This is a genomic window from Chitinibacter fontanus, from assembly GCF_013423785.1.
Classification (GTDB): domain Bacteria; phylum Pseudomonadota; class Gammaproteobacteria; order Burkholderiales; family Chitinibacteraceae; genus Chitinibacter; species Chitinibacter fontanus.
Window position 1 is genome coordinate 2,148,216 of the sequence record NZ_CP058952.1, and the last position, 19,561, is coordinate 2,167,776.

General features: G+C 52.5%; 14 protein-coding genes. 4 read left to right on the forward strand and 10 right to left on the reverse strand.

Going from position 1 to position 19,561, the window contains the following annotated elements; translation table 11 throughout:
• Positions 1-64: 64 nt before the first annotated feature.
• Positions 65-1,318, reverse strand: a complete 1,254-nt coding sequence (gene hemA / locus HZU75_RS10145; RefSeq protein WP_180305977.1) for a glutamyl-tRNA reductase — start codon at positions 1,316-1,318, stop codon at positions 65-67.
• 141 nt (positions 1,319-1,459) lie between these two features.
• Positions 1,460-2,767, reverse strand: coding sequence for an NAD(P)/FAD-dependent oxidoreductase (locus HZU75_RS10150; RefSeq protein WP_180305978.1), 1,308 nt, complete (start codon positions 2,765-2,767; stop codon positions 1,460-1,462).
• Positions 2,768-2,974: 207 nt separating this feature from the next.
• Between HZU75_RS10150 and HZU75_RS10155 the strand changes: the two genes are divergently transcribed.
• Complete coding sequence (locus HZU75_RS10155) at positions 2,975-3,598, forward strand: DUF975 family protein (protein WP_180305979.1); 624 nt, start codon at positions 2,975-2,977, stop codon at positions 3,596-3,598.
• 67 nt (positions 3,599-3,665) lie between these two features.
• Here the strand turns inward: HZU75_RS10155 and feoB are convergent, their stop codons facing one another.
• The 7 genes from feoB to dusB form a co-directional block, all read right to left on the reverse strand.
• On the reverse strand, positions 3,666-5,429 hold the full coding sequence (feoB, locus tag HZU75_RS10160; RefSeq protein WP_180305980.1) for a ferrous iron transport protein B: 1,764 nt from the start codon (positions 5,427-5,429) through the stop codon (positions 3,666-3,668).
• On the reverse strand, positions 5,426-5,695 hold the full coding sequence (locus tag HZU75_RS10165) for a FeoA family protein (RefSeq protein WP_180305981.1): 270 nt from the start codon (positions 5,693-5,695) through the stop codon (positions 5,426-5,428). Before HZU75_RS10165 ends, feoB begins: the two co-directional genes overlap by 4 nt.
• A gap of 176 nt (positions 5,696-5,871) precedes the next feature.
• Positions 5,872-7,146 carry a phosphoribosylamine--glycine ligase gene (purD, locus tag HZU75_RS10170; protein ID WP_180305982.1) on the reverse strand — a complete coding sequence of 425 codons (1,275 nt, stop codon included), beginning with the start codon at positions 7,144-7,146 and terminating at the stop codon, positions 5,872-5,874.
• A 55-nt stretch (positions 7,147-7,201) separates the two neighbouring features.
• A complete protein-coding gene (gene pagP / locus HZU75_RS10175) occupies positions 7,202-7,756 on the reverse strand; it encodes a lipid IV(A) palmitoyltransferase PagP (protein ID WP_180305983.1) in 555 nt (184 codons plus the stop codon).
• A gap of 371 nt (positions 7,757-8,127) precedes the next feature.
• Positions 8,128-9,690, reverse strand: coding sequence for a bifunctional phosphoribosylaminoimidazolecarboxamide formyltransferase/IMP cyclohydrolase (gene purH, locus HZU75_RS10180; RefSeq protein ID WP_180305984.1), 1,563 nt, complete (start codon positions 9,688-9,690; stop codon positions 8,128-8,130).
• Between the two features lie 47 nt (positions 9,691-9,737).
• Complete coding sequence (locus tag HZU75_RS10185; protein WP_180305985.1) at positions 9,738-9,977, reverse strand: helix-turn-helix domain-containing protein; 240 nt, start codon at positions 9,975-9,977, stop codon at positions 9,738-9,740.
• Positions 9,978-9,997: 20 nt separating this feature from the next.
• Positions 9,998-11,026: a tRNA dihydrouridine synthase DusB gene (dusB, locus tag HZU75_RS10190; RefSeq protein WP_180305986.1), complete on the reverse strand. Its 1,029-nt coding sequence runs from the start codon at positions 11,024-11,026 to the stop codon at positions 9,998-10,000.
• A gap of 293 nt (positions 11,027-11,319) precedes the next feature.
• On the opposite strand from dusB, the gene hemF reads away from it, so the two are divergent.
• The 3 genes from hemF (at position 11,320) to HZU75_RS10205 (ending at position 18,579) form a co-directional block, all read left to right on the forward strand.
• The gene (gene hemF / locus HZU75_RS10195; protein ID WP_180305987.1) at positions 11,320-12,228 is read left to right on the forward strand and encodes an oxygen-dependent coproporphyrinogen oxidase; all 909 of its coding nucleotides are present in this window, start codon (positions 11,320-11,322) and stop codon (positions 12,226-12,228) included.
• 241 nt (positions 12,229-12,469) lie between these two features.
• Positions 12,470-17,116 carry a glutamate synthase large subunit gene (gene gltB, locus HZU75_RS10200; RefSeq protein ID WP_180305988.1) on the forward strand — a complete coding sequence of 1,549 codons (4,647 nt, stop codon included), beginning with the start codon at positions 12,470-12,472 and terminating at the stop codon, positions 17,114-17,116.
• The gene (locus HZU75_RS10205; protein WP_180305989.1) at positions 17,116-18,579 is read left to right on the forward strand and encodes a glutamate synthase subunit beta; all 1,464 of its coding nucleotides are present in this window, start codon (positions 17,116-17,118) and stop codon (positions 18,577-18,579) included. The genes gltB and HZU75_RS10205 overlap by 1 nt, the downstream gene beginning before the upstream one ends.
• 101 nt (positions 18,580-18,680) lie before the next feature.
• Here the strand turns inward: HZU75_RS10205 and HZU75_RS10210 are convergent, their stop codons facing one another.
• Positions 18,681-19,385, reverse strand: coding sequence for a glyoxalase superfamily protein (locus HZU75_RS10210; protein WP_228028022.1), 705 nt, complete (start codon positions 19,383-19,385; stop codon positions 18,681-18,683).
• Between the last annotated feature and the right edge of the window lie 176 nt (positions 19,386-19,561).

The following is a 19,561-nucleotide window of genomic DNA, read 5'->3' on the forward strand; positions in this document are numbered from 1 at the left end:
CAACTTCAATCAAGCAAAGTTGCTAAATAGTGCGAATGGGGTAAACAGCAGTCGGCGGGCGCCGCTAATGAATATCTTGTAGTCGGTACAGGCGGCGTACTAGATTGACCAGCGCTTCTTGTTCATCGGCTTGCGCGGTATTGAGCGCAGAGAGTGGGGCGTGCAGAAATTTATTACTCATCTGCTGGGCTAGTTGCTCGATGACCAATTGCGGGTCTTGGCCATTGGCGAGTTTTTTCTGGGCACGCTGCACTTCGCCGCGCACAATCCGGTCGGCATGATCACGCAGATCACGAATGGTTGGCACCATGGCCCGGCTGGCAAGCCACGTATTGAATTCTTTCACCTTCTCATTGACCATGGCTTCGGCGCTGGTGACCTCCGCACTACGCGAGGCCATGCCTTGTTGTACCACCTGCGCTAAATCATCCACCGTATAAAGGTAGGCATCGGCCAATTCACCCACTTCGCTTTCTACGTCGCGCGGTACGGCTAGATCAACAATAAACATGGGGCGATGGCGGCGCTGCTTGATGGCTCGCTCGATCATCCCTTTCCCCACAATCGGTAAAGGTGCGGCAGTTGAGGTGACAACCACGTCAAATTCGTGAATCCGCTCGGGTAAGTCGGTGAGTAGCATCGCTTCCCCGCCGAGCTCATTGGCCAACTGTTGCCCCCGTTCCAATGTGCGATTGGCCACCGCCATCTTACAGGGAGACTGCGCCGCAAAATGGGTGGCGCAGAGCTCAATCATCTCGCCTGCGCCGATGAATAATACTTTGCATTCGGCAATCGTCGGGAAAATGCGCTCGGCTAAACGAACTGAGGCTGCTGCCATTGAAACTGATGCCGCACCGATTTTGGTTTGCGTGCGCACATCCTTGGCCGTTGAGAAGGCCCGTTGGAAAACGCCATTGAGTAACGTACCCATCGTGCCCGCATCCCGAGCTGCACGTTCGGCGTCTTTGAGCTGGCCCAGAATCTGAGTTTCTCCCACCACCATGGAATCCAAACCACAGGCAACTCGATAGGCATGGCGTGCCGCTTCAGTTCCTTGATATGCATACAGGTGGGGAGTAATACTTTGCAGGTCTTGCTGCCTGTTTTCTGCCAGCCAATACTTGACAGCATCTAGATCGCGGGCGTGACAATACAGCTCGGTGCGATTACAGGTGGAGACAATCGCCGCTTCAAATACCCCTTTCAGACCGACTAATTCTGCCAGTGCGGAATTCATCTCGTCAGGATTAAAGGCAAGCCGCTCCCGTACTGCGACTGGCGCAGTCTGGTAGTTAAGCCCTAAGACGACAAGATTCATTTCGCTAAATAACCGCAGCAAGATTGAATTTGCTTTCCCTTTGGCAAAGCAAATTGAACGCAAAAGAGCGCTATTTTAACCTGAAAAGTGCATGCAGGTGCGGAGTGTCGCGGTAAAGTCTGACCTACTAGCTCTTTGGGATTAGTGCAGTTTCAAAGTGGGTCTGGCGACGCGGCGCAATTTGTCGCCAATCCATAAGAGTCCAGCCAGCACCCAGCCGTGGACAGCGGCCTGATGTAGCCGATAAAGCGAAGCATAAATCAGTTTGGCACCACGACCTTCCACATAATAATTGCGCTGTGGACCAACAATGGCCGCCAAGCTGCCAACCGCGGTGTGTTTGCCCAGCGAAACCATCATGCCTTGCGGCTTAAATACAAAGGGGGTGATTTCACGCCCATTGAGTTTCTTGATCAACGCATCGGCAAGCCAGCTGGCTTGTTGATGCGCCACTTGGGCGGTCGCAGCGAGTTGTGGGCCGCCCTCGCCATTAGGGGCTGCCGCGCAATCGCCTATGGCAAAGACACTCGGGTCTGTTTGCGTTTGCAGGCAAGTAGTGACCTCAATTTGATTGTTACGATTGGTGGCCAAGCCTAGGGTCGAGAGCCAATCCGCCGCTTTGACACCAGCAGCCCACACGCGAATCATGGCATCAAGCTGTTGGCCGTCGCCCAGTTGAAAACCGGTTTCGGTGACGGCGGCAACGCGGCTATTGCACGCAACCATAATCCCACGCTGGGCCAGTGCTTCTGTGGCGTATTGGGATAGCGATTCAGGAGCTCCCGATAAGATCCTTGGCGCGCCTTCAATAATGGTGATTTCCAGTTGGGCAGGGCTTAGATTGGCACCGTAATTATGCATTTCACGAATGGTATGATCGATTTCGGCAGCCAGCTCTACACCGGTTGCGCCACCGCCAACAATGCCGATGGTGAGCTTGCTGGCTCCGTGACCGGTTGCCCCTACCGCAAACGATAAATCCAAAATCTTGCGGCGCAATTTTTCAGCATCGGTTGGGGTATTCAGAAACATACAATGCGCTTGCGCACCTGGGGTGCCAAAATCATTGGCAATCGCGCCCAGTGCCAGCACCAAAGTGTCATATGCAATTTCGCGCTCGCCCGTCAGTATTTCGCCCTGTGCATCGCGTACCGCGGCTAATGTGATGGTTTTACGCGCCCGATCAACGCCTTGCATCCAGCCAAATTCAAATTGGTAGCCATTGCGATAGGCGTGGCCAAAATAATTGACTTCATCTTCCCCTGTATTGAGCGCGCCAGTCGCCACCTCATGCAGTAATGGCTTCCAGATGTGGGTTGGCGAGCCATCAACCAGAATAATTTGCGCGCGCTTTTTGCCGCCCAGCTCGCGGCCCAACTTGGTGGCAAGTTCCAAGCCGCCAGCGCCACCGCCGACGATCACAATACGAGGTAATGAAGGTGAAGGCATCGTTGCAGTTCCTACTTGAATGACTCTTAGAATTGTTGCACATGCACCCCTGAATTGCTTGGTGAATCCTCCCAGTGCTCCGCTGGGTAGTGAAGTGCAGCGTCAAATTTACAAATGCTTTCTTTAGTATGACATCTTACGCCATTGCGATTAAAGTCAAAAATTGATCGATTTTTACCCTGTTCTGGTGCTAAAGGGAGAACCAATATGGCAGTGAGTATCTTGGCAAGTAATAAAGAAATTATGACGCGGGCACGGGAAAGTTTACGCAATAATTGGAAGGTGCCGGTGATCGTAACCTTGGTGTACTTAGTGATTGTCGCGATGTCGGGGCAATCGGAAGCCTTGAATTTGGCATTTTCATTGATTCTTGGCGGGCCAATTGCATTAGGCTTTGCTTTTTTCTATTTGGGCGGTGTGCGTGAGCAGCGTTTTGATTCCGCGGTGTTTGGTCAGGCATTTCAGCAGTTTCTCAATGCAATGCTGACCTATATTTTGGTGGGTTTGTTAGTGTTGCTGTGGAGTCTGCTGCTGATTATTCCGGGGGTTTTGGCGGCACTTTCCTATTCGCTGACATTTTATGTGATGCACGATGAGCCGCAATTGCACACGCTGCAGGCCATTGGCCGTAGTAAAGAGCTGATGTACGGCCATCGCTGGCAGCTGTTTTGTCTTGGGCTTCGTTTTTTGGCGTGGTCACTGCTGGCACTGCTGACACTGGGGATCGGCTTTTTGTGGTTACTGCCTTATTTTCAAACCGCGATGGCGCATTTTTATGAAGAAGTGCTCAATAGCCATCATCTCGCACAGCCTGAGCTGATTGCCGAATAAGTTTGAAATTGCTCTTGGCAAAGAAAAGCCCCCAGTCATGGCTGGAGGCTTTTTGCATTTATGCAGGTTAAAAACCGAGTAAACGAGCTGATTGATAAAAGATGAACGACACCATCCACGCCAAACCCAGTGACCAAGTCATCGAAAACGCAGTATACAAATTGGATTTAGATTCTTTCTTGATGGCGGCAATGGCCGACACGCAAGGGATGTAAATCAGCGAAAACAACATAAAGCTGTACGCAGAAACTGGATCAAGCGTGTGTGCCAGCTGGCTTGCCAACGCTTGGCCTTCGTGCCCAGTAATGACTGATAGCGCCCCCAAAACCACTTCTTTGGCAACAAAACCGAAGATCAGAGCAATCGACAAAGTCGATTCAATCCCGATTGGGTTCAAAACCGGTGCCAAAAAGTTTGAAATCACCTCGGCGTAGCTATGCTCTGGGTTGGGGTAATTGGTGAGTAGCCAAACTAATACCACGCCCACCACGATCATGGTGGTGGCTAGCCGTAGAAAGTCGCGTGCTTCCCCCCAGCCGCGGCGCCAAATATGATTGAGCAAGGGGAGGCGATACGGTGGCAGCTCCAGCGCAAACGGCTCATTGGATTTGAATTTTGATTTGAACAGCACTGCGGTCAGCATGGCGATCAGAATACTTGCCAGATACAATGACAAGACCACCCAAGGTGCTTGCGTGGGGCTAAACAATGCGCCGCTCAGGAATAGGAAAATCTGCAATCGCGCGGAGCAGAGCGAAAATGGAATCGTCAGCATTGTGAGCAGACGTGCTTTGTGATCCCGAATGACGCGGGTGCCCATAATCGCAGGAACATTGCAGCCAAAGCCCATCATCAGCATCACAAAGCCACGGCCATCCAAGCCCATTCGGCTCATCACGCCATCCATCATAAATGCGGCGCGGGCAAAATAGCCGGAGTCTTCAATGACTGCCATCAGGCAGAAAAATAAGAAAATGATAGGCGCAAAGGTGAGTACCGTAGTTACCCCATCAAATAGGCCGCTCACAATAATGCCTTGCCAGAATGAGGGGAGTGCCGCCGTCGCGGGAACCAGTACGCTTTCTTTTAGCCAACCCAAGCCCGCTTCAAGGTAATCCTGCAATGGTGTACCGATGGCATAGGTCAGTTGAAATAGCGCTAACATCATCAGGATAAATAGCGGTAAACCCAACCACGGATGGAGTACCAGTCGATCAAGCCGGGCGGTTGCGCCTTCGGTGAGGGTTGGGGGCTGGTGTACGCAGCGCTGGAATAAGTGTTTTTCTTGCTGATGTAGGGTTGATGCCTCAGGTATATTGCCAAAGTCCATTTGATGCGCGCTTTGGCTGAATATACCCTCAATCGCTTTTTTACATTCAGGGAGCCCTTGGCCGTATTTGGCACTGACTAATTGTACGGGGGCCGCTAAAGCTTCGCTGAGTGCGGCCACATCCACGCTAATGCCTGCACGTTTGGCTTCGTCGAGCATATTCAGGCATAACACTAACGGTGCGCCCAGTGCTTTTAACTGTAATGCCAAAGCCAATTGGCGATCAAGTTGGCAGGCATTGAGTACCAATACGACGGCATCAAGTTTGGCCTCGCTTAAAAAGCGTTGTGCGACTTGCTCATCTTCGGCGCCACCGGTCAGATCATAGATACCGGGTAGGTCAAACACCTGAACCATATTGGCGCCAAGCAAAATGCGGCTCGATGCCAGCTCAACGGTGAGTCCCGGCCAATTGGCAACCCGCGTCGTGCCACCCGTCAGACGATTGAATAATGTAGATTTGCCGGTATTAGGCATGCCAACCAAGGCGATACGTTTCATGCCGCAACCTCAGCCACGCTCGATTCGTTAAGTGCCATGCTGGGTAATACGGTCACTTCAATACCTTGGGCTGCATCGCGGCGTAGCATTAGCTCGGTGCCGCCTACGCGCAATTGCAAAGGCCCACCAAGCCAGCCACGGCGTAGTACCGTGACTTCACTTTCTAGACGTAAGCCCAAGGCGGCGAGGCGTTGTGCTAATTCTGCTGGTAGATGAAGAGCATTGACTCGTACCATTTGGCCGAGAGGCGTTTGAGCTAAATTCATGATTAACGAGACTGATTTGCATTAAGTCTGCAAATCATCCCCCTCGCGGTAGTGAAAATCAATCCTATTTATTACCCATTTGATCTGGATTAACAATCTTTAATTTGATCACTTGGCGGGGCCATATAAAAAAAGCGGCCGAAGCCGCTTGTTTGAATTTACCCTGAGCTGCGATGTTATTTGCGATTAATGGCACGCCACGCGATATCGCTCCGGTATTGCATACCATCAAAATGGATGCCATCCAGAATCTCATATGCTCGTTTTTGGGCGATTTTATAGCTATCGCCAAATGCCGTCACACACAGTACGCGGCCGCCGCTGGTAACTGGCTGGCCATCTGCATTCAGTGCCGTGCCCGCGTGGAATACATGACCGTCTTCCAGTTCGCCCGGCAGGCCAGTAATCACGTCGCCTTTGCGTGGGGTTTCTGGGTAATTAGCTGCCGCCAGTACAATGCCTAGTGCTACGCGACGATCCCATTCGCATTCCACTTGATCAAGCGTGCCGTTCACGCCGTGTTCGATCAGCGTGACGAAATCAGATTTCAGACGCAGCATAATCGGCTGGGTTTCTGGGTCGCCAAAACGGCAGTTAAATTCCAGTGTTTTCAGTGAGCCGTCTTCCGAGACCATCAAGCCGGCGTATAAAAAGCCGGTGTAAGTGATGCCGTCTTTGGCCATACCTTGCACGGTCGGGATAATGACTTCACGCAATGCTCTGGCATGTATCTCTGGCGTAACCACTGGTGCTGGGCTGTACGCGCCCATACCCCCGGTGTTCGGGCCTTCGTCAGCATCAAGTAAGCGTTTGTGGTCTTGGCTAGAGGCCATCGCCAACACGTTTTTACCGTCGACCATGACGATGAAACTGGCTTCTTCGCCGGTCAGAAATTCTTCAATCACCACGCGCGCACCAGCGTCGCCGAGCTTGTTATCGGACAACATCGCATCAACCGCGTCATGCGCTTCGGTCAAGGTCATTGCCACAACGACGCCTTTACCCGCCGCCAAGCCATCGGCTTTGATCACAATCGGCGCGCCTTTGGCGTCGATGTAGGCGTGCGCTTTGGCTGCATCGGCAAAGGTTTCGTAATCGGCCGTTGGAATGCCGTGGCGTTTCATAAACGCTTTGGCAAAGTCTTTCGATGATTCAAGTTGTGCGCCGGCTTGCGTTGGACCGAAGATTTTCAGACCCGCAGCGCGGAACGCATCTACTACACCTTGTGATAATGGTGCTTCAGGGCCAACGACGGTCAGCGCGATGTTTTCGGTCTTGGCAAATTCAACCAAAGCAGGAATGTCAGTGATATTGACGTTAGTGAGGTTTTTGTCGAGTGCGGTACCCGCATTACCTGGTGCGACGAATACTTTGGCTGCACGTGGTGATTGTGCCAGTTTCCAGGCCAAAGCATGTTCGCGGCCACCTGAGCCAATGACTAAAATATTCATATCGATCACTCCAAATCAGAAAAGCGGGGTCGTGGCTTAAGCCAGTGGCACACGATTAATAATCAAAACGGGAAAACAGAAACAGCACATTGCCGTTATTACGGCCGCCAGGGATATAGGTGGCATAAAAATTGGTTTTATCGTACTTAAAGCCCAGCATGGGCAATACAAATGGCATCGGCATGTAATTAAAATCAGCATTGCGGAAGAACACCCCGCCCGTCCAGCCAGCGCCCGCGCGTAATGGGCCCACGACATCCCAATACCACATATAGGCATAACCGGCGTGAATTTGCGGCTCTTCGTGTGAGTCAGCAAACGCGATGGTATAGATCATTTCTTCGTTTTTGTTGCCGGTAGGGCGGTGATAGCCCAAGCCACCACCATAAGCAAATTCATTGAAATTATCGATTTTGTCGGCATCATATTTAGAACGGTTATGCCAGGCGTAGCCAGTTAAATACAGACCGCCGGTCCCTTCATTCCACGTCCCTTTGATGTGCGAACAGGCGGCATCAAAGCCCCATACCCAACTGTCACAATCAACGGCTTGAGCAGGCAGGGCAAGCGTGGCACATAGTGCCAACAGTGCATACATTTTTTTGAACATACATAGTTTCCATTAAAGGTATATCGATGCAGGGCAATTTGAAATTACGCTGTAGCGATATACATCTAGTTTTTAAGGGTTTCATCTATGACGGCACGCCTATTTTACTACAGGGCGCATTTGAAACAGGTGACACAAAGTAAAAACTGACACGGGGTGAAATATGAAGCCCGACGAATCGGGCTCCATGCAGTGCTATTGCTGAGTGAGTGGCATGGCGACAAAGCCAGCGCGGCGCGCAGCCAAGAATGCACATAACAGCAAATCAATTAGCGAGCGAGAGTCGGATGGGCAAGGCATCGGATTGCGATGTGTACATCAAGTACACGAGCGATCAGATGACGATGTCCAGACGCATCGCAGCCGTGTGTTTAGTGACGGAAGTGACGAATGCCCGTCATCACCATCGCAATGCCGTGTTCATCTGCTGCCGCAATTACTTCTTCATCACGCAATGAGCCACCTGGCTGGATAATCGCCGATACACCGTTTTCTGCGATCACATCCACGCCGTCACGGAACGGGAAGAAGGCGTCTGATGCCGCGACTGAACCGCGCAATTCCAGACCCGCGCTGCGAGCTTTAATCGCGGCGATTTTGGTTGAATCCACACGGCTCATTTGGCCCGCGCCAATGCCGAGCGTTTGGCCTTTACCGCAGAATACAATCGCGTTTGATTTAACGAATTTCGCCACGTTCCACGCGAACAGCAGGTCTTTCAATTGCTGATCGTTCGGGTGCAGTTTGGTCACGACTTTCAAGTCGGCCAAAGTCAAAGCGTGAACGTCTGGGGTTTGTACCAGCAAACCACCGCCAACACGTTTCAGATCGAAACGGTTTTCGCCGCTTTCGATGGCCACTTCGAGTACGCGCACGTTTTGTTTTTTCGCCACGAGTGCCAGCGCTTCTGGTGTGTAGCCCGGCGCAATCAGTACTTCGAGGAACTGCGCCGAAACAGCTTCAAGTGTGTCAACGTCAACAACCTTGTTAAACGCAATAATGCCGCCGAAAGCGCTGGTGGTGTCGGTGGTGAAGGCGGTGCGATACGCGGTATACAAATCTTTCGCAACTGCCACGCCACATGGGTTGGCGTGTTTTACGATTACACAGGCTGGCTCTTCAAATTGCTTCACGCATTCCCACGCGGCATCCGAGTCGGCGATGTTGTTGTATGACAGCTCTTTGCCTTGGTATTGCTTGTAGTTCGCCAAGCTGCCCGCTGCTGGGTCAAGGTCGCGGTAGAACGCAGCCGATTGGTGTGGGTTTTCGCCGTAACGCATGTCTTGCACTTTTTCGAACTGCAAGTTCAGGCGGGTTGGGTAAGCCGCTTTTTCGCCGTCGGCAGTCAAAGCAGTTAGGTAGTTAGAAATCGCGCCATCGTAAGCCGCAGTGTGGCTGAAGGCTTTTTTCGCCAAGTTTTTGCGCGTTGCCAAAGTCAGAGCACCGTCGTTGGCTTGCATTTCAGCGATCAAATCGCTGTAGTCGGCTGCGTCAGTGACGATGGCGACGTGAGCGTGGTTTTTCGCAGCTGAGCGCACCATCGCTGGGCCGCCGATGTCGATGTTTTCGATTGCATCTTCGTAGCTGCAGTTTGGCTTGGCGATGGTCGCTTCGAATGGGTACAAGTTCACGCACACCAAATCGATATTGCCGATGCCGTGCTCTTTCATCGTGTCAACGTGGCTGTCCAAATCGCGACGGCCCAAGATGCCGCCGTGGATTTTTGGGTGCAGCGTTTTTACGCGGCCGTCGAGCATTTCAGGAAAGCCAGTGTAATCTGCCACTTCGATTACCGGAACGCCGTTGTCGGCGAACAATTTAGCGGTACCGCCCGTTGAGAGAATTTCAACGCCTTGCGCAGCCAGCGCTTGGGCAAATTCAAGAACACCAGTTTTGTCAGATACGCTAATTAGCGCACGAGTGATTTTGCTCATCGTCTTTCCTAAAAAGATCAAACTACTTAAAAAAGGCGATTTACTAATTAAAGTAAATCGTAGGTCTGTAATTTTTTGCGCAGGGTATTGCGGTTAATGCCCAGCATTTCTGCGGCTTGGGTTTGATTACCCCCAACCCGTTCCAGTACTTCGATCAATAATGGCTTTTCCATGCGGCCTAGTACCATGTCGTACAGGGCGCTAGGTGGTTCGCCATCAAGATCGTTGAAGTATTGCGCCAGCGATTCTTTAATCGCGATTGCAATCACATCGGTGGATGCATTCATAAAACTTCCTATTTTTGTTTTTATTGCGCGTTGAGCGCGCCTTGATGTTGCAAATCTGAGTTGTATTGCAATCGGTCACCAAACTGCAGCAAATGGTCAAAAAACTGGCGGGTAAAAGCCGCTTGCCCCGCGGTGCTGTCCTCGGCATACATCGCCTGCCGAAATTCATTACTGCCGTGTAGGCCTTTGGTGTACCAAGCGATATGCTTGCGGGCGATGCGACAGCCCGAGTATTCACCGTAAAAGGCATATAAATCGTCTAAGTGCCCAAGGAGTACATCGCGAATTTCAGTGACTTGCGGCGCGGGGAGTTCTTCACCCGTGGCAAGGTAGTGCGAAATTTCGCGGAAAATCCACGGGCGGCCTTGCGCTGCGCGGCCGATCATAATGGCGTCTGCACCGGTGGTGCTGAGGACATGCGCCGCTTTTTGCGGGCTATCGATGTCGCCGTTGGCGATCACCGGAATTGAAATTGTATTTTTGACGGCGCGAATGAGCTCATAGCGCGCGTTGCCGTTGTACATGTCTTCGCGTGTGCGGCCATGAATCGCCAGCGCGGCAATGCCAGCTTGCTCGGCACGTTGGGCGACACGGATGATATTTTCAGCGCCATTGGCAAAGCCAAGCCGCGTTTTGAGTGTAACGGGGACTTCAACCGCATCGACTACAGCGTCGAGAATTTCGCCCACCAGCTTTTCATCTTGCAATAGCGCCGAGCCGGCGAGCTTATTGCAGACCTTTTTGACTGGGCAGCCCATATTGATGTCGATAATCTGCGCGCCATTGGCGACTTGGTAGCGCGCGGCTTCAGCGAGCGCAGCGGGATCAGAGCCCGCAATTTGCGCCGAAATCGGCGCGAGTTCGCCGTCAAAATTGGCGCGATTGAGTGATTTTTTTGCCGCACGCAGTGATTGATCGCTGGTGATCATTTCCGAAACAGCATGACCCGCGCCAAACTTTTTGCAAAGCTGGCGAAATGGCTTATCTGTCACCCCCGCCATCGGCGCGACGATCAGATTATTTTTGAGCTGATAGGGGCCAATTTGCATAGTCGGGGTGCACAACAAAACGTCAGGAAAGAAGCATCTTTCGGGCCGATTTATCGGGCGCTATTCACAGGGAAATCAGGGAAGGCGCGGATTGTACCGTCTGACTAAAAAATAGGCAATCAGAAAGAAGGGGTATTCAAAATACTAAGCATGGTATGGTGATGCGGGCTAAATCGGGGTTTGATTTGCGAGCGATACGGGGCTTCATTTTTTTGTACAACAGCACAAGGCTGGAGCGCAAACGAGGCGGCAGGTATGATGCAGCCACTTTGCTTGTTGCCTAGGATGACGCTATGAATATCACTGCCGTGAAAGACTATTTGCTGACCTTGCAGCAAAACATTGTGGCCACGCTGGAAAATCTGGATGGCCAGTGCTTTCGCACCGATAGCTGGAATCGCCCCGAAGGCGGCGGTGGGATTAGTCGTTTAATCGAAGGCGGCAATCTATTTGAGCGTGGTGGAGTGAATTTCTCGCATGTGATGGGTGCACAACTGCCGCCATCGGCCAGCGCGCATCGCCCTGAATTGGCGGGCCGCGCGTGGGAAGCGATGGGGGTGTCACTGGTGCTGCACCCGCGCAATCCCTATATCCCAACCGTGCATATGAATGTGCGCTTTTTCATCGCCAAGCCTGCTGAAGGCAGTGATGCTGAACCGGTGTTTTGGTTTGGTGGTGGTATGGATTTAACCCCATATTACGGTCACGTAGAAGATGCGAAACATTTCCATCAAAGCTGCAAAGACGCACTCGAGCCGTTTGGTGACGAGCTGTACCCGAAATTCAAAGATTGGTGCGATAAATATTTCTTCCTCAAGCATCGCAATGAAGCACGGGGTGTGGGCGGTATTTTCTTTGACGATTTTTCTGAGTTGGGTTTTGATGGCTCGCTCGCGATGATGCAGTCGGTGGGCGATGCATTTTTAAAAGCCTATACGCCGATTGTTGAGCGTCGGCGCGATTGTGAATACGGCGAGCGCGAACGCGATTGGCAGGCTTACCGCCGTGGCCGTTACGTCGAATTTAATCTGGTGTGGGACCGCGGAACACTGTTTGGTCTGCAATCGGGCGGGCGTACCGAATCTATCCTGATGTCGATGCCCCCGGTGGCTAACTGGCGCTATGATTATCACCCCGAAGCAGGTAGCCCTGAGGCAGCGTTGTACAGCGATTTTCTGCCGCATCGCGACTGGCTGGTCTAAGCTACGCGCAATCTGATCTTGGTGTTGATGATTTATACGACATGAGCGCCATTTTTATCCGCTGAATTGATCTGGCAGAGCCGCTTTTCCTGCAAATTGGCTCTGACTTGGATTAAATTTTCGTGAATTTCCCTAATTGACTTCCCAACTTTCTGGCAAACTGCTTTTCTACTGACGATAGTGTTGCGAGTGGCACGTCTACCGAGGATGTGCATAGTGACTGCAGAGAGGAAACGAGCGGATGTTAGAACAGCGACCAGACGCGCAGGGCATGTATGACCCGGCGAACGAACACGATGCCTGTGGTGTGGGCTTTGTAGCCCATATCAAAGGTCAAAAAAGCCATAGCATTATCGAGCAAGGCTTACAAATTCTAAAAAACATCGATCACCGTGGCGCCGTTGGTGCTGACGCATTGGCGGGCGATGGTGCAGGTATCTTAATCCAGATCCCTGATGCGTTGCTGCGCAGAGAAATGCTCACCCAGGGTATTGTCTTGCCGCCCGTCGGCGACTATGGCGTGGCGATGTGTTTTCTGCCGCAAGAGCCTGCCGCCCGTGCTGCCTGTGAAGAAGAAATCGAGCGCGCGGCCCGTGCGGAAAAGCAAGTCGTTTTAGGCTGGCGCGATGTGCCGGTGAATCGCGAAATGCCGATGTCACCGCTGATTAAAGCCACTGAGCCAGTGATTCGTCAGTTGTTTATTGGTCGCGGTAACGATGTACTCGTTACCGATGCGCTAGAGCGCAAACTCTACATTATCCGCAAACGCGCTTCGCACGCGATTCGCGCACTGAAACTCAAACACGGCGGCGAGTATTACATTCCGTCTTGCTCGGCACGTACGCTGAACTACAAAGGCTTGCTGCTCGCTGATCAAGTGGGTGAGTACTACCTCGATCTGCAAGACCCTGCCTGTATCTCTGCGCTGGCCTTGGTGCATCAACGCTTCTCGACCAATACGTTCCCAACTTGGGATTTGGCGCATCCATTCCGCTATATCGCACACAACGGCGAGATCAATACACTGCGCGGCAATGTGAACTGGATTCGTGCCCGTGAGAAAGCGATTAGCTCGCCTGTGCTCGGCAAAGATATCGATAAAATCTGGCCGCTGATTTATCCAAATCAGTCTGACTCGGCATCATTTGATAATGCGCTCGAATTGTTGGTGATGGGAGGTTATTCACTCGCGCAAGCGATGATGATGATGATCCCTGAAGCGTGGGAAAAGAACGGCGAAATGGACGAAAAACGTCGCGCCTTCTACGAATACCACGCTGCAATGATGGAGCCATGGGATGGCCCAGCCGCCGTGGCGTTCACCGATGGTCGCCAGATCGGCGCGACGCTCGACCGTAATGGCCTGCGTCCAGCACGTTATCTCGTCACGAACGACGATCTGGTCGTGATGGCATCTGAATCTGGCGTATTGCCCATTTCAGAAGATCGCATCAATAAAAAATGGCGCCTACAACCGGGCAAAATGTTCCTGATCGACTTGGAACAAGGCCGGATTATTGACGACAAAGAGCTGAAAGACAGCCTCTCGAATGCTAAGCCCTACCGCGAATGGATTGAGAAAATTCGCGTTAAGCTCGACGATATCGAATCTGAAGATGTCGCTAGCGCGCAACCAGCAAGTAATTTGCTCGATTTGCAGCAAGCGTTTGGCTACACGCAAGAAGACATCAAATTTATTCTTGAGCCAATGGCCAAGAGTGGCGAAGAGCCCACCGGCTCGATGGGCAACGACGCGTCGTTGACCGTGCTGTCGCGCAAAGACAAGCCGCTATACAACTACTTTAAGCAGTTGTTCGCGCAGGTGACCAATCCGCCAATCGACCCGATTCGCGAAGATATGGTGATGTCGCTGGTGTCCTTCATCGGCCCGAAACCGAACCTGCTCGGCACGACCGATATCAACCCACCAATTCGTCTGGAAGTGGCGCAGCCAATTTTAAGCACTAAGCAGTTCGAAAAAATCCGCAATATCGGCCAATACACCAGCGGTAAGTTCTACTCGCACGAACTCGATATTTGTTACCCAGCGGCGTGGGGCAAAAACGGCGTTGAAGCGCGTTTGGCCTCGCTCGTGGCTGAAGCAGAAGATGCCGTGAAATCCGGCGCAAATATCCTGATAGTGTCAGATCGCAAAATGGACGCTGAACACGTGGCGATCCCTGCGCTGCTGGCGACTTCTGCGGTGCATCAGCATCTGGTGAAACGCGGCCTGCGTACTAGCACCGGTTTGGTGGTTGAAACTGGCTCGGCGCGTGAAACGCACCACTTTGCCTTACTCGGCGGCTACGGTGCAGAAGCGGTGTACCCATACCTGACGCTCGCGACCTTGGCTGATTTGGCCGACGGGGATGCTGAACTGGCGAGCAAATACCAGAAAAACTTCATCAAAGGCGTCGGCAAAGGCTTGCTCAAAGTGATGTCGAAGATGGGTATTTCGACGTATATGTCCTACACCGGCGCGCAGATTTTCGAGGCGATCGGTCTACAAAAAGCCTTCGTGAAGAAATACTTCACCGGCACAGCGAGCAATGTCGAGGGTATCGGCCTGTTTGAAGTGGCCGAAGAAGCGGTGCGTTTGCATACCGCAGCGTTTGGTAGCGACCCAGTGCTGGCCAATATGCTCGACGCAGGTGGTGAATATGCCTTCCGTACGCGCGGCGAAGATCATTTGTGGACGCCAGATTCGATTGCCAAGCTGCAACACGCAACGCGCAGCAATTCGTACTCAACGTACAAAGAATACGCCGCGCTGATTAACGATCAGAGCAAACGTCACCTGACTTTGCGTGGCTTGTTTGAGATTAAATCGGCTGGCGCGCCAGTGCCGCTGGAAGAAGTTGAATCAGCTGCTGACATTGTGAAACGCTTTGCCACTGGCGCGATGTCGCTTGGTTCGATTTCTACCGAAGCACATTCAACGCTGGCGATTGCGATGAACCGCATTGGCGGCAAATCGAATACTGGTGAAGGTGGTGAAGACGCGACTCGTTTTAAACCGCTGCAAGCAGGTCAAACATTGTCGGAAGTGATCGGTAAAAACCGCATTGAGCGCGACTATACGTTTAAAGAGGGCGATAGCCTGCGCTCAGCGATTAAGCAGGTTGCTTCAGGTCGCTTTGGGGTGACGACTGAATACCTAGTTAATGCCGATCAAATCCAGATCAAGATGGCGCAAGGTGCAAAACCGGGTGAAGGCGGTCAATTGCCTGGTCATAAGGTTTCCGAATACATCGGTAAATTGCGTCACTCTGTACCGGGTGTTGGCCTGATTTCGCCGCCGCCACATCACGATATTTACTCGATCGAAGACTTGGCGCAGCTGATTCACGACTTGAAAAACGTCAACCCTGTTGCCTCAATTTCGGTCAAGCTGGTTGCCGAAGTCGGTGTGGGCACGGTGGCCGCAGGTGTTTCCAAGGCTAAAGCTGATCACTTGGTGATTGCGGGTCATGATGGCGGTACAGGCGCTTCGCCACAATCGTCGATCAAACACGCTGGCGGGCCGTGGGAACTCGGTTTGGCTGAAACCCAGCAAACGCTGGTGCTGAATAAGCTACGCGGCCGGATTCGCGTGCAGGTTGATGGCCAAATGAAAACCGGTCGAGACGTCGTGATTGGCGCACTGCTCGGTGCCGATGAGTTTGGCTTTGCGACTGCGCCGCTGGTGGTTGAGGGTTGTATCATGATGCGCAAGTGTCACCTCAATACCTGCCCAGTCGGCGTGGCGACACAAGATCCAGTGTTGCGTCAGCGCTTCTCAGGTCAGCCTGAGCATGTGGTGAATTACTTCTTCTTTGTGGCCGAAGAAGCGCGCCAAATCATGGCGCAAATGGGGATTCGCAAGTTTGACGATCTGATTGGCCGCTCTGATCTGCTCGACAAACAAGCTGGTGTTGAGCACTGGAAAGCCAAGGGCCTCGATTTTAGCAAGATTTTCTACCAGCCAAGCGCACCGGCTGAGGTGGCTCGCCTGCATGCTGAAGTGCAAGACCACGGCCTGAATAAAGCACTAGACCAAGAGCTGATCAAACAAGCTGCGCCAGCGCTGGAGCGTGGTGAAGTAACGCAAATCAGCCAGCCAGTGAAAAACATCAACCGTACCGTGGGTGCGATGCTGTCCGGTGAAGTGGCGCGTCGTTATGGCCATGCTGGTTTGCCGGAAGATACGCTACGTATCGCGCTGCAAGGCACGGCAGGTCAGAGCTTCGGGGCATTCCTCGCCCGGGGTATCACGATTACGCTGACTGGCGAAGGCAACGATTACGTCGGTAAAGGCTTGTCGGGTGGCCGAATTGTGATTCGCCCCAATGCGAGCTTTGTCGGTAAAACGTGGGAAAACATCATTGTTGGCAATACCGTGCTGTTTGGCGCGATCGCGGGTGAAGCGTTCTTTGCTGGTGTCGGCGGCGAGCGTTTCGCGGTGCGAAACTCAGGTGCGACAGCGGTCGTGGAAGGCCTAGGTGACCATGGTTGTGAATACATGACCGGTGGCACTGTCGTGGTGCTGGGCAACACGGGACGCAACTTCGCTGCAGGTATGTCAGGTGGTATTGCATACGTTTACGATCCAGAAGGTCTATTTGCGGGTCGCTGCAATATGGCGCAAGTGGCGCTGGAGCAGGTTGTGGCGAGCGAAACCCAAGAGCAACCATTCCACAATGGCGTGGCGGATGAAGTGCAACTGAAAGCCTTGATCGAAAAACACGCGGCCTTAACCGGCAGCGTCCGCGCCGCCGAGATTCTGGCAGGTTGGCCAGCAAGCCGCGCCGCTTTCGTCAAAGTATTCCCGAACGAATATCGCCGTGCATTGAAGGAAATGGCTGCAGCAAATACCGTGAACGCCGCAGCGCAGAAGGAGATCGCATAATGGGTAAGCCAACAGGTTTTCTAGAAATTGAACGCGTCAAAGACAGCTACGAGCCCGTTGCGCAACGCCTGAAACACTACCGCGAATTTGTGCCTGCGCTCGACGATGCGGCTGCGAAATTGCAAGGTGCGCGCTGCATGGATTGCGGTATTCCATTCTGCAATAACGGCTGCCCAGTCAATAATGTGATCCCTGATTTTAACGATCTGGTGTACCAGCAAGATTGGCAAAACGCGCTAACTGTATTGCATTCGACCAATAACTTCCCCGAGTTTACTGGCCGCGTGTGCCCTGCGCCGTGTGAAGCGGCCTGTACGCTGGGTATTAATGCTGATCCGGTTGGCATTAAATCCATCGAGCGCGCGATTATCGATAAAGCGTGGGAAAACGGCTGGGTTATGCCACAGCCAGCCAAAGTCAAAACGGGCAAGAAGGTTGCCATTGTTGGCTCGGGTCCAGCGGGGCTGGCTGCTGCACAGCAGCTTGCTCGCGTGGGTCACTCGGTGACCGTATTCGAGAAAAACGATGCGGCGGGTGGCCTGCTGCGTTATGGGATTCCTGATTTCAAACTCGAAGCCGAAGTGATTGATCGCCGTTTGGAGCAAATGCAGTTTGAGGGTATTGCCTTCAAAACCAATACTGTAATTGGTTCTGCAGATATACCCAAAGGTATCGTGAATGATGCGAAAACCGTTGTTACGCCAGCTGAGCTTGAAGCAGCTTTCGATGCGGTGATTTTGGCCGGTGGCGCCGAAGTGCCGCGCGATTTGCCAGTGCCAGGGCGTGAGCTCAAAGGCGTGCATTTCGCGTTGGAATTGCTGATCGCGCAAAACAAGCAAAACGTCGGTGGCGCAGCTAACCCGATCAATGCCAAGGACAAGCATGTGGTCGTAATTGGTGGCGGCGATACCGGCAGCGATTGCGTTGGTACCAGCAACCGCCATGGCGCAGCGAGCGTGACTCAGCTTGAGCTAATGCCAATGCCGCCCGAGCAGGAAAACAAATCCATCGTTTGGCCGTACTGGCCAGTGAAGCTGCGTACGTCGAGCAGCCACGAAGAGGGCGTTGAACGCGATTTCGCCGTGCAAACGCAAGAATTCGTCGGCGAAAATGGCGTGCTCAAAGCAGTGAAACTGGTGCGTTTGGATTGGGTGGACGGTAAACCTACCCCAGTTGCGGGCAGCGAGTTCGAGCTGAAAGCCGATTTGGTGTTCTTGGCGATGGGCTTTACCAATCCAGTGGCGAGCCTGCTCGATAGCTTTGGCGTTGAAAAAGACGCGCGTGGCAATGCCAAGGCGACAACGGACGGCGTGGGTTGTTACCAAACCAGTGTCGACAAAGTCTTCGCCGCCGGTGACGTGCGCCGTGGTCAGTCGCTAGTGGTGTGGGCGATCCGCGAAGGCCGCCAAGCTGCGCGTGAAGTGGATGCGTTCTTGATGGGTAGTAGTACCTTGCCGCGTTAATGGGGTATGTTAATGCAAGTCTTTATTTAAAAGATTTGCAAAGGAATACCTAAAAAAATAAGCCAGCGAAAGCTGGCTTATTCTTTTGATGTAATGTGAGGTTAATTCGCGAAGTCGAGATTTTGGGGCTTGGCCAAAATACCTTCGTAACCCATCCCTGTGGTTTCTGGTTCGTTAGTATTCGCTTCATTGATACTAAAGCCACTGGCCCAGCCTGTACCATCTCCCATCACGAAAAAACCAAAATTAACCGTGACAGCATTATCGGGAATAGCCAAAACAATTCGCGCAGGGGTCCAGTCTTGGTTGCCCTTGATTCGACGAAAATCCATATTATCGAATCGTAACAAGCCTACTGGGCCGTCAATGCGCATCCACATTTGCACCGCGTCTGCAGCTTCTGATTTCAGATCCGCCCTTAACTCGATTTTCTTATTGCGCCAATCCAAGGCTGAAAAAGTTTGCATCAGTGTACCGAATCCGCCTTGCCCTACTTCGCTGGGAAGGGGTTCATTATTGCGGCGGATTATTGCTGCTTTCTGCCCCTTATGAATCAATGCGGAGTCAATCCCCATGTCGTAGCACTGGACGGCATTACCCCATATTGTCCAGCCAGCAGGAAGATCTGTTTCCGGTGATACGGTGTTGGTAGTGTTGATTTTTGCCGCCAAAATATTCCAATCGGCAAAACCAAATTGCTGCGCGATGATTTCTAAAGTTTCGCTGTGGCTGAGGGAGATGTTTTTCTGCGCGAGGGCGTCGCGCAGAGTTTTCGCCATGAGTTTGGCGTCGAGATAGCTACGCATGGTAGATCCTTGTGTGATGCGAGCGTCGATTGGTCAGTGCTTGCATTGCTGAAACGCTCGGGGAAACAAGGATTCAGAATTGAGTATTGCGATTACTTCACCTTCCCGAAACGGGGCAAGCGGCGGGTGTAATCAACCTGACGCTATTCTACGACCGTGATTTTGTAGCCGTCTAG

Excerpts from the sequence above, each read along its gene's own strand:
- hemA (WP_180305977.1), bottom strand. The coding sequence starts at position 1,318 with ATGAATCTTGTCGTCTTAGGGCTTAACTACCAGACTGCGCCAGTCGCA.
- HZU75_RS10150 (WP_180305978.1), bottom strand. The coding sequence starts at position 2,767 with ATGCCTTCACCTTCATTACCTCGTATTGTGATCGTCGGCGGTGGCGCT.
- HZU75_RS10155 (WP_180305979.1), top strand. The coding sequence starts at position 2,975 with ATGGCAGTGAGTATCTTGGCAAGTAATAAAGAAATTATGACGCGGGCA.
- feoB (WP_180305980.1), bottom strand. The coding sequence starts at position 5,429 with ATGAAACGTATCGCCTTGGTTGGCATGCCTAATACCGGCAAATCTACA.
- HZU75_RS10165 (WP_180305981.1), bottom strand. The coding sequence starts at position 5,695 with ATGAATTTAGCTCAAACGCCTCTCGGCCAAATGGTACGAGTCAATGCT.
- purD (WP_180305982.1), bottom strand. The coding sequence starts at position 7,146 with ATGAATATTTTAGTCATTGGCTCAGGTGGCCGCGAACATGCTTTGGCC.
- pagP (WP_180305983.1), bottom strand. The coding sequence starts at position 7,756 with ATGTTCAAAAAAATGTATGCACTGTTGGCACTATGTGCCACGCTTGCC.
- purH (WP_180305984.1), bottom strand. The coding sequence starts at position 9,690 with ATGAGCAAAATCACTCGTGCGCTAATTAGCGTATCTGACAAAACTGGT.
- HZU75_RS10185 (WP_180305985.1), bottom strand. The coding sequence starts at position 9,977 with ATGAATGCATCCACCGATGTGATTGCAATCGCGATTAAAGAATCGCTG.
- dusB (WP_180305986.1), bottom strand. The coding sequence starts at position 11,026 with ATGCAAATTGGCCCCTATCAGCTCAAAAATAATCTGATCGTCGCGCCG.
- hemF (WP_180305987.1), top strand. The coding sequence starts at position 11,320 with ATGAATATCACTGCCGTGAAAGACTATTTGCTGACCTTGCAGCAAAAC.
- gltB (WP_180305988.1), top strand. The coding sequence starts at position 12,470 with ATGTTAGAACAGCGACCAGACGCGCAGGGCATGTATGACCCGGCGAAC.
- HZU75_RS10205 (WP_180305989.1), top strand. The coding sequence starts at position 17,116 with ATGGGTAAGCCAACAGGTTTTCTAGAAATTGAACGCGTCAAAGACAGC.
- HZU75_RS10210 (WP_228028022.1), bottom strand. The coding sequence starts at position 19,385 with ATGCGTAGCTATCTCGACGCCAAACTCATGGCGAAAACTCTGCGCGAC.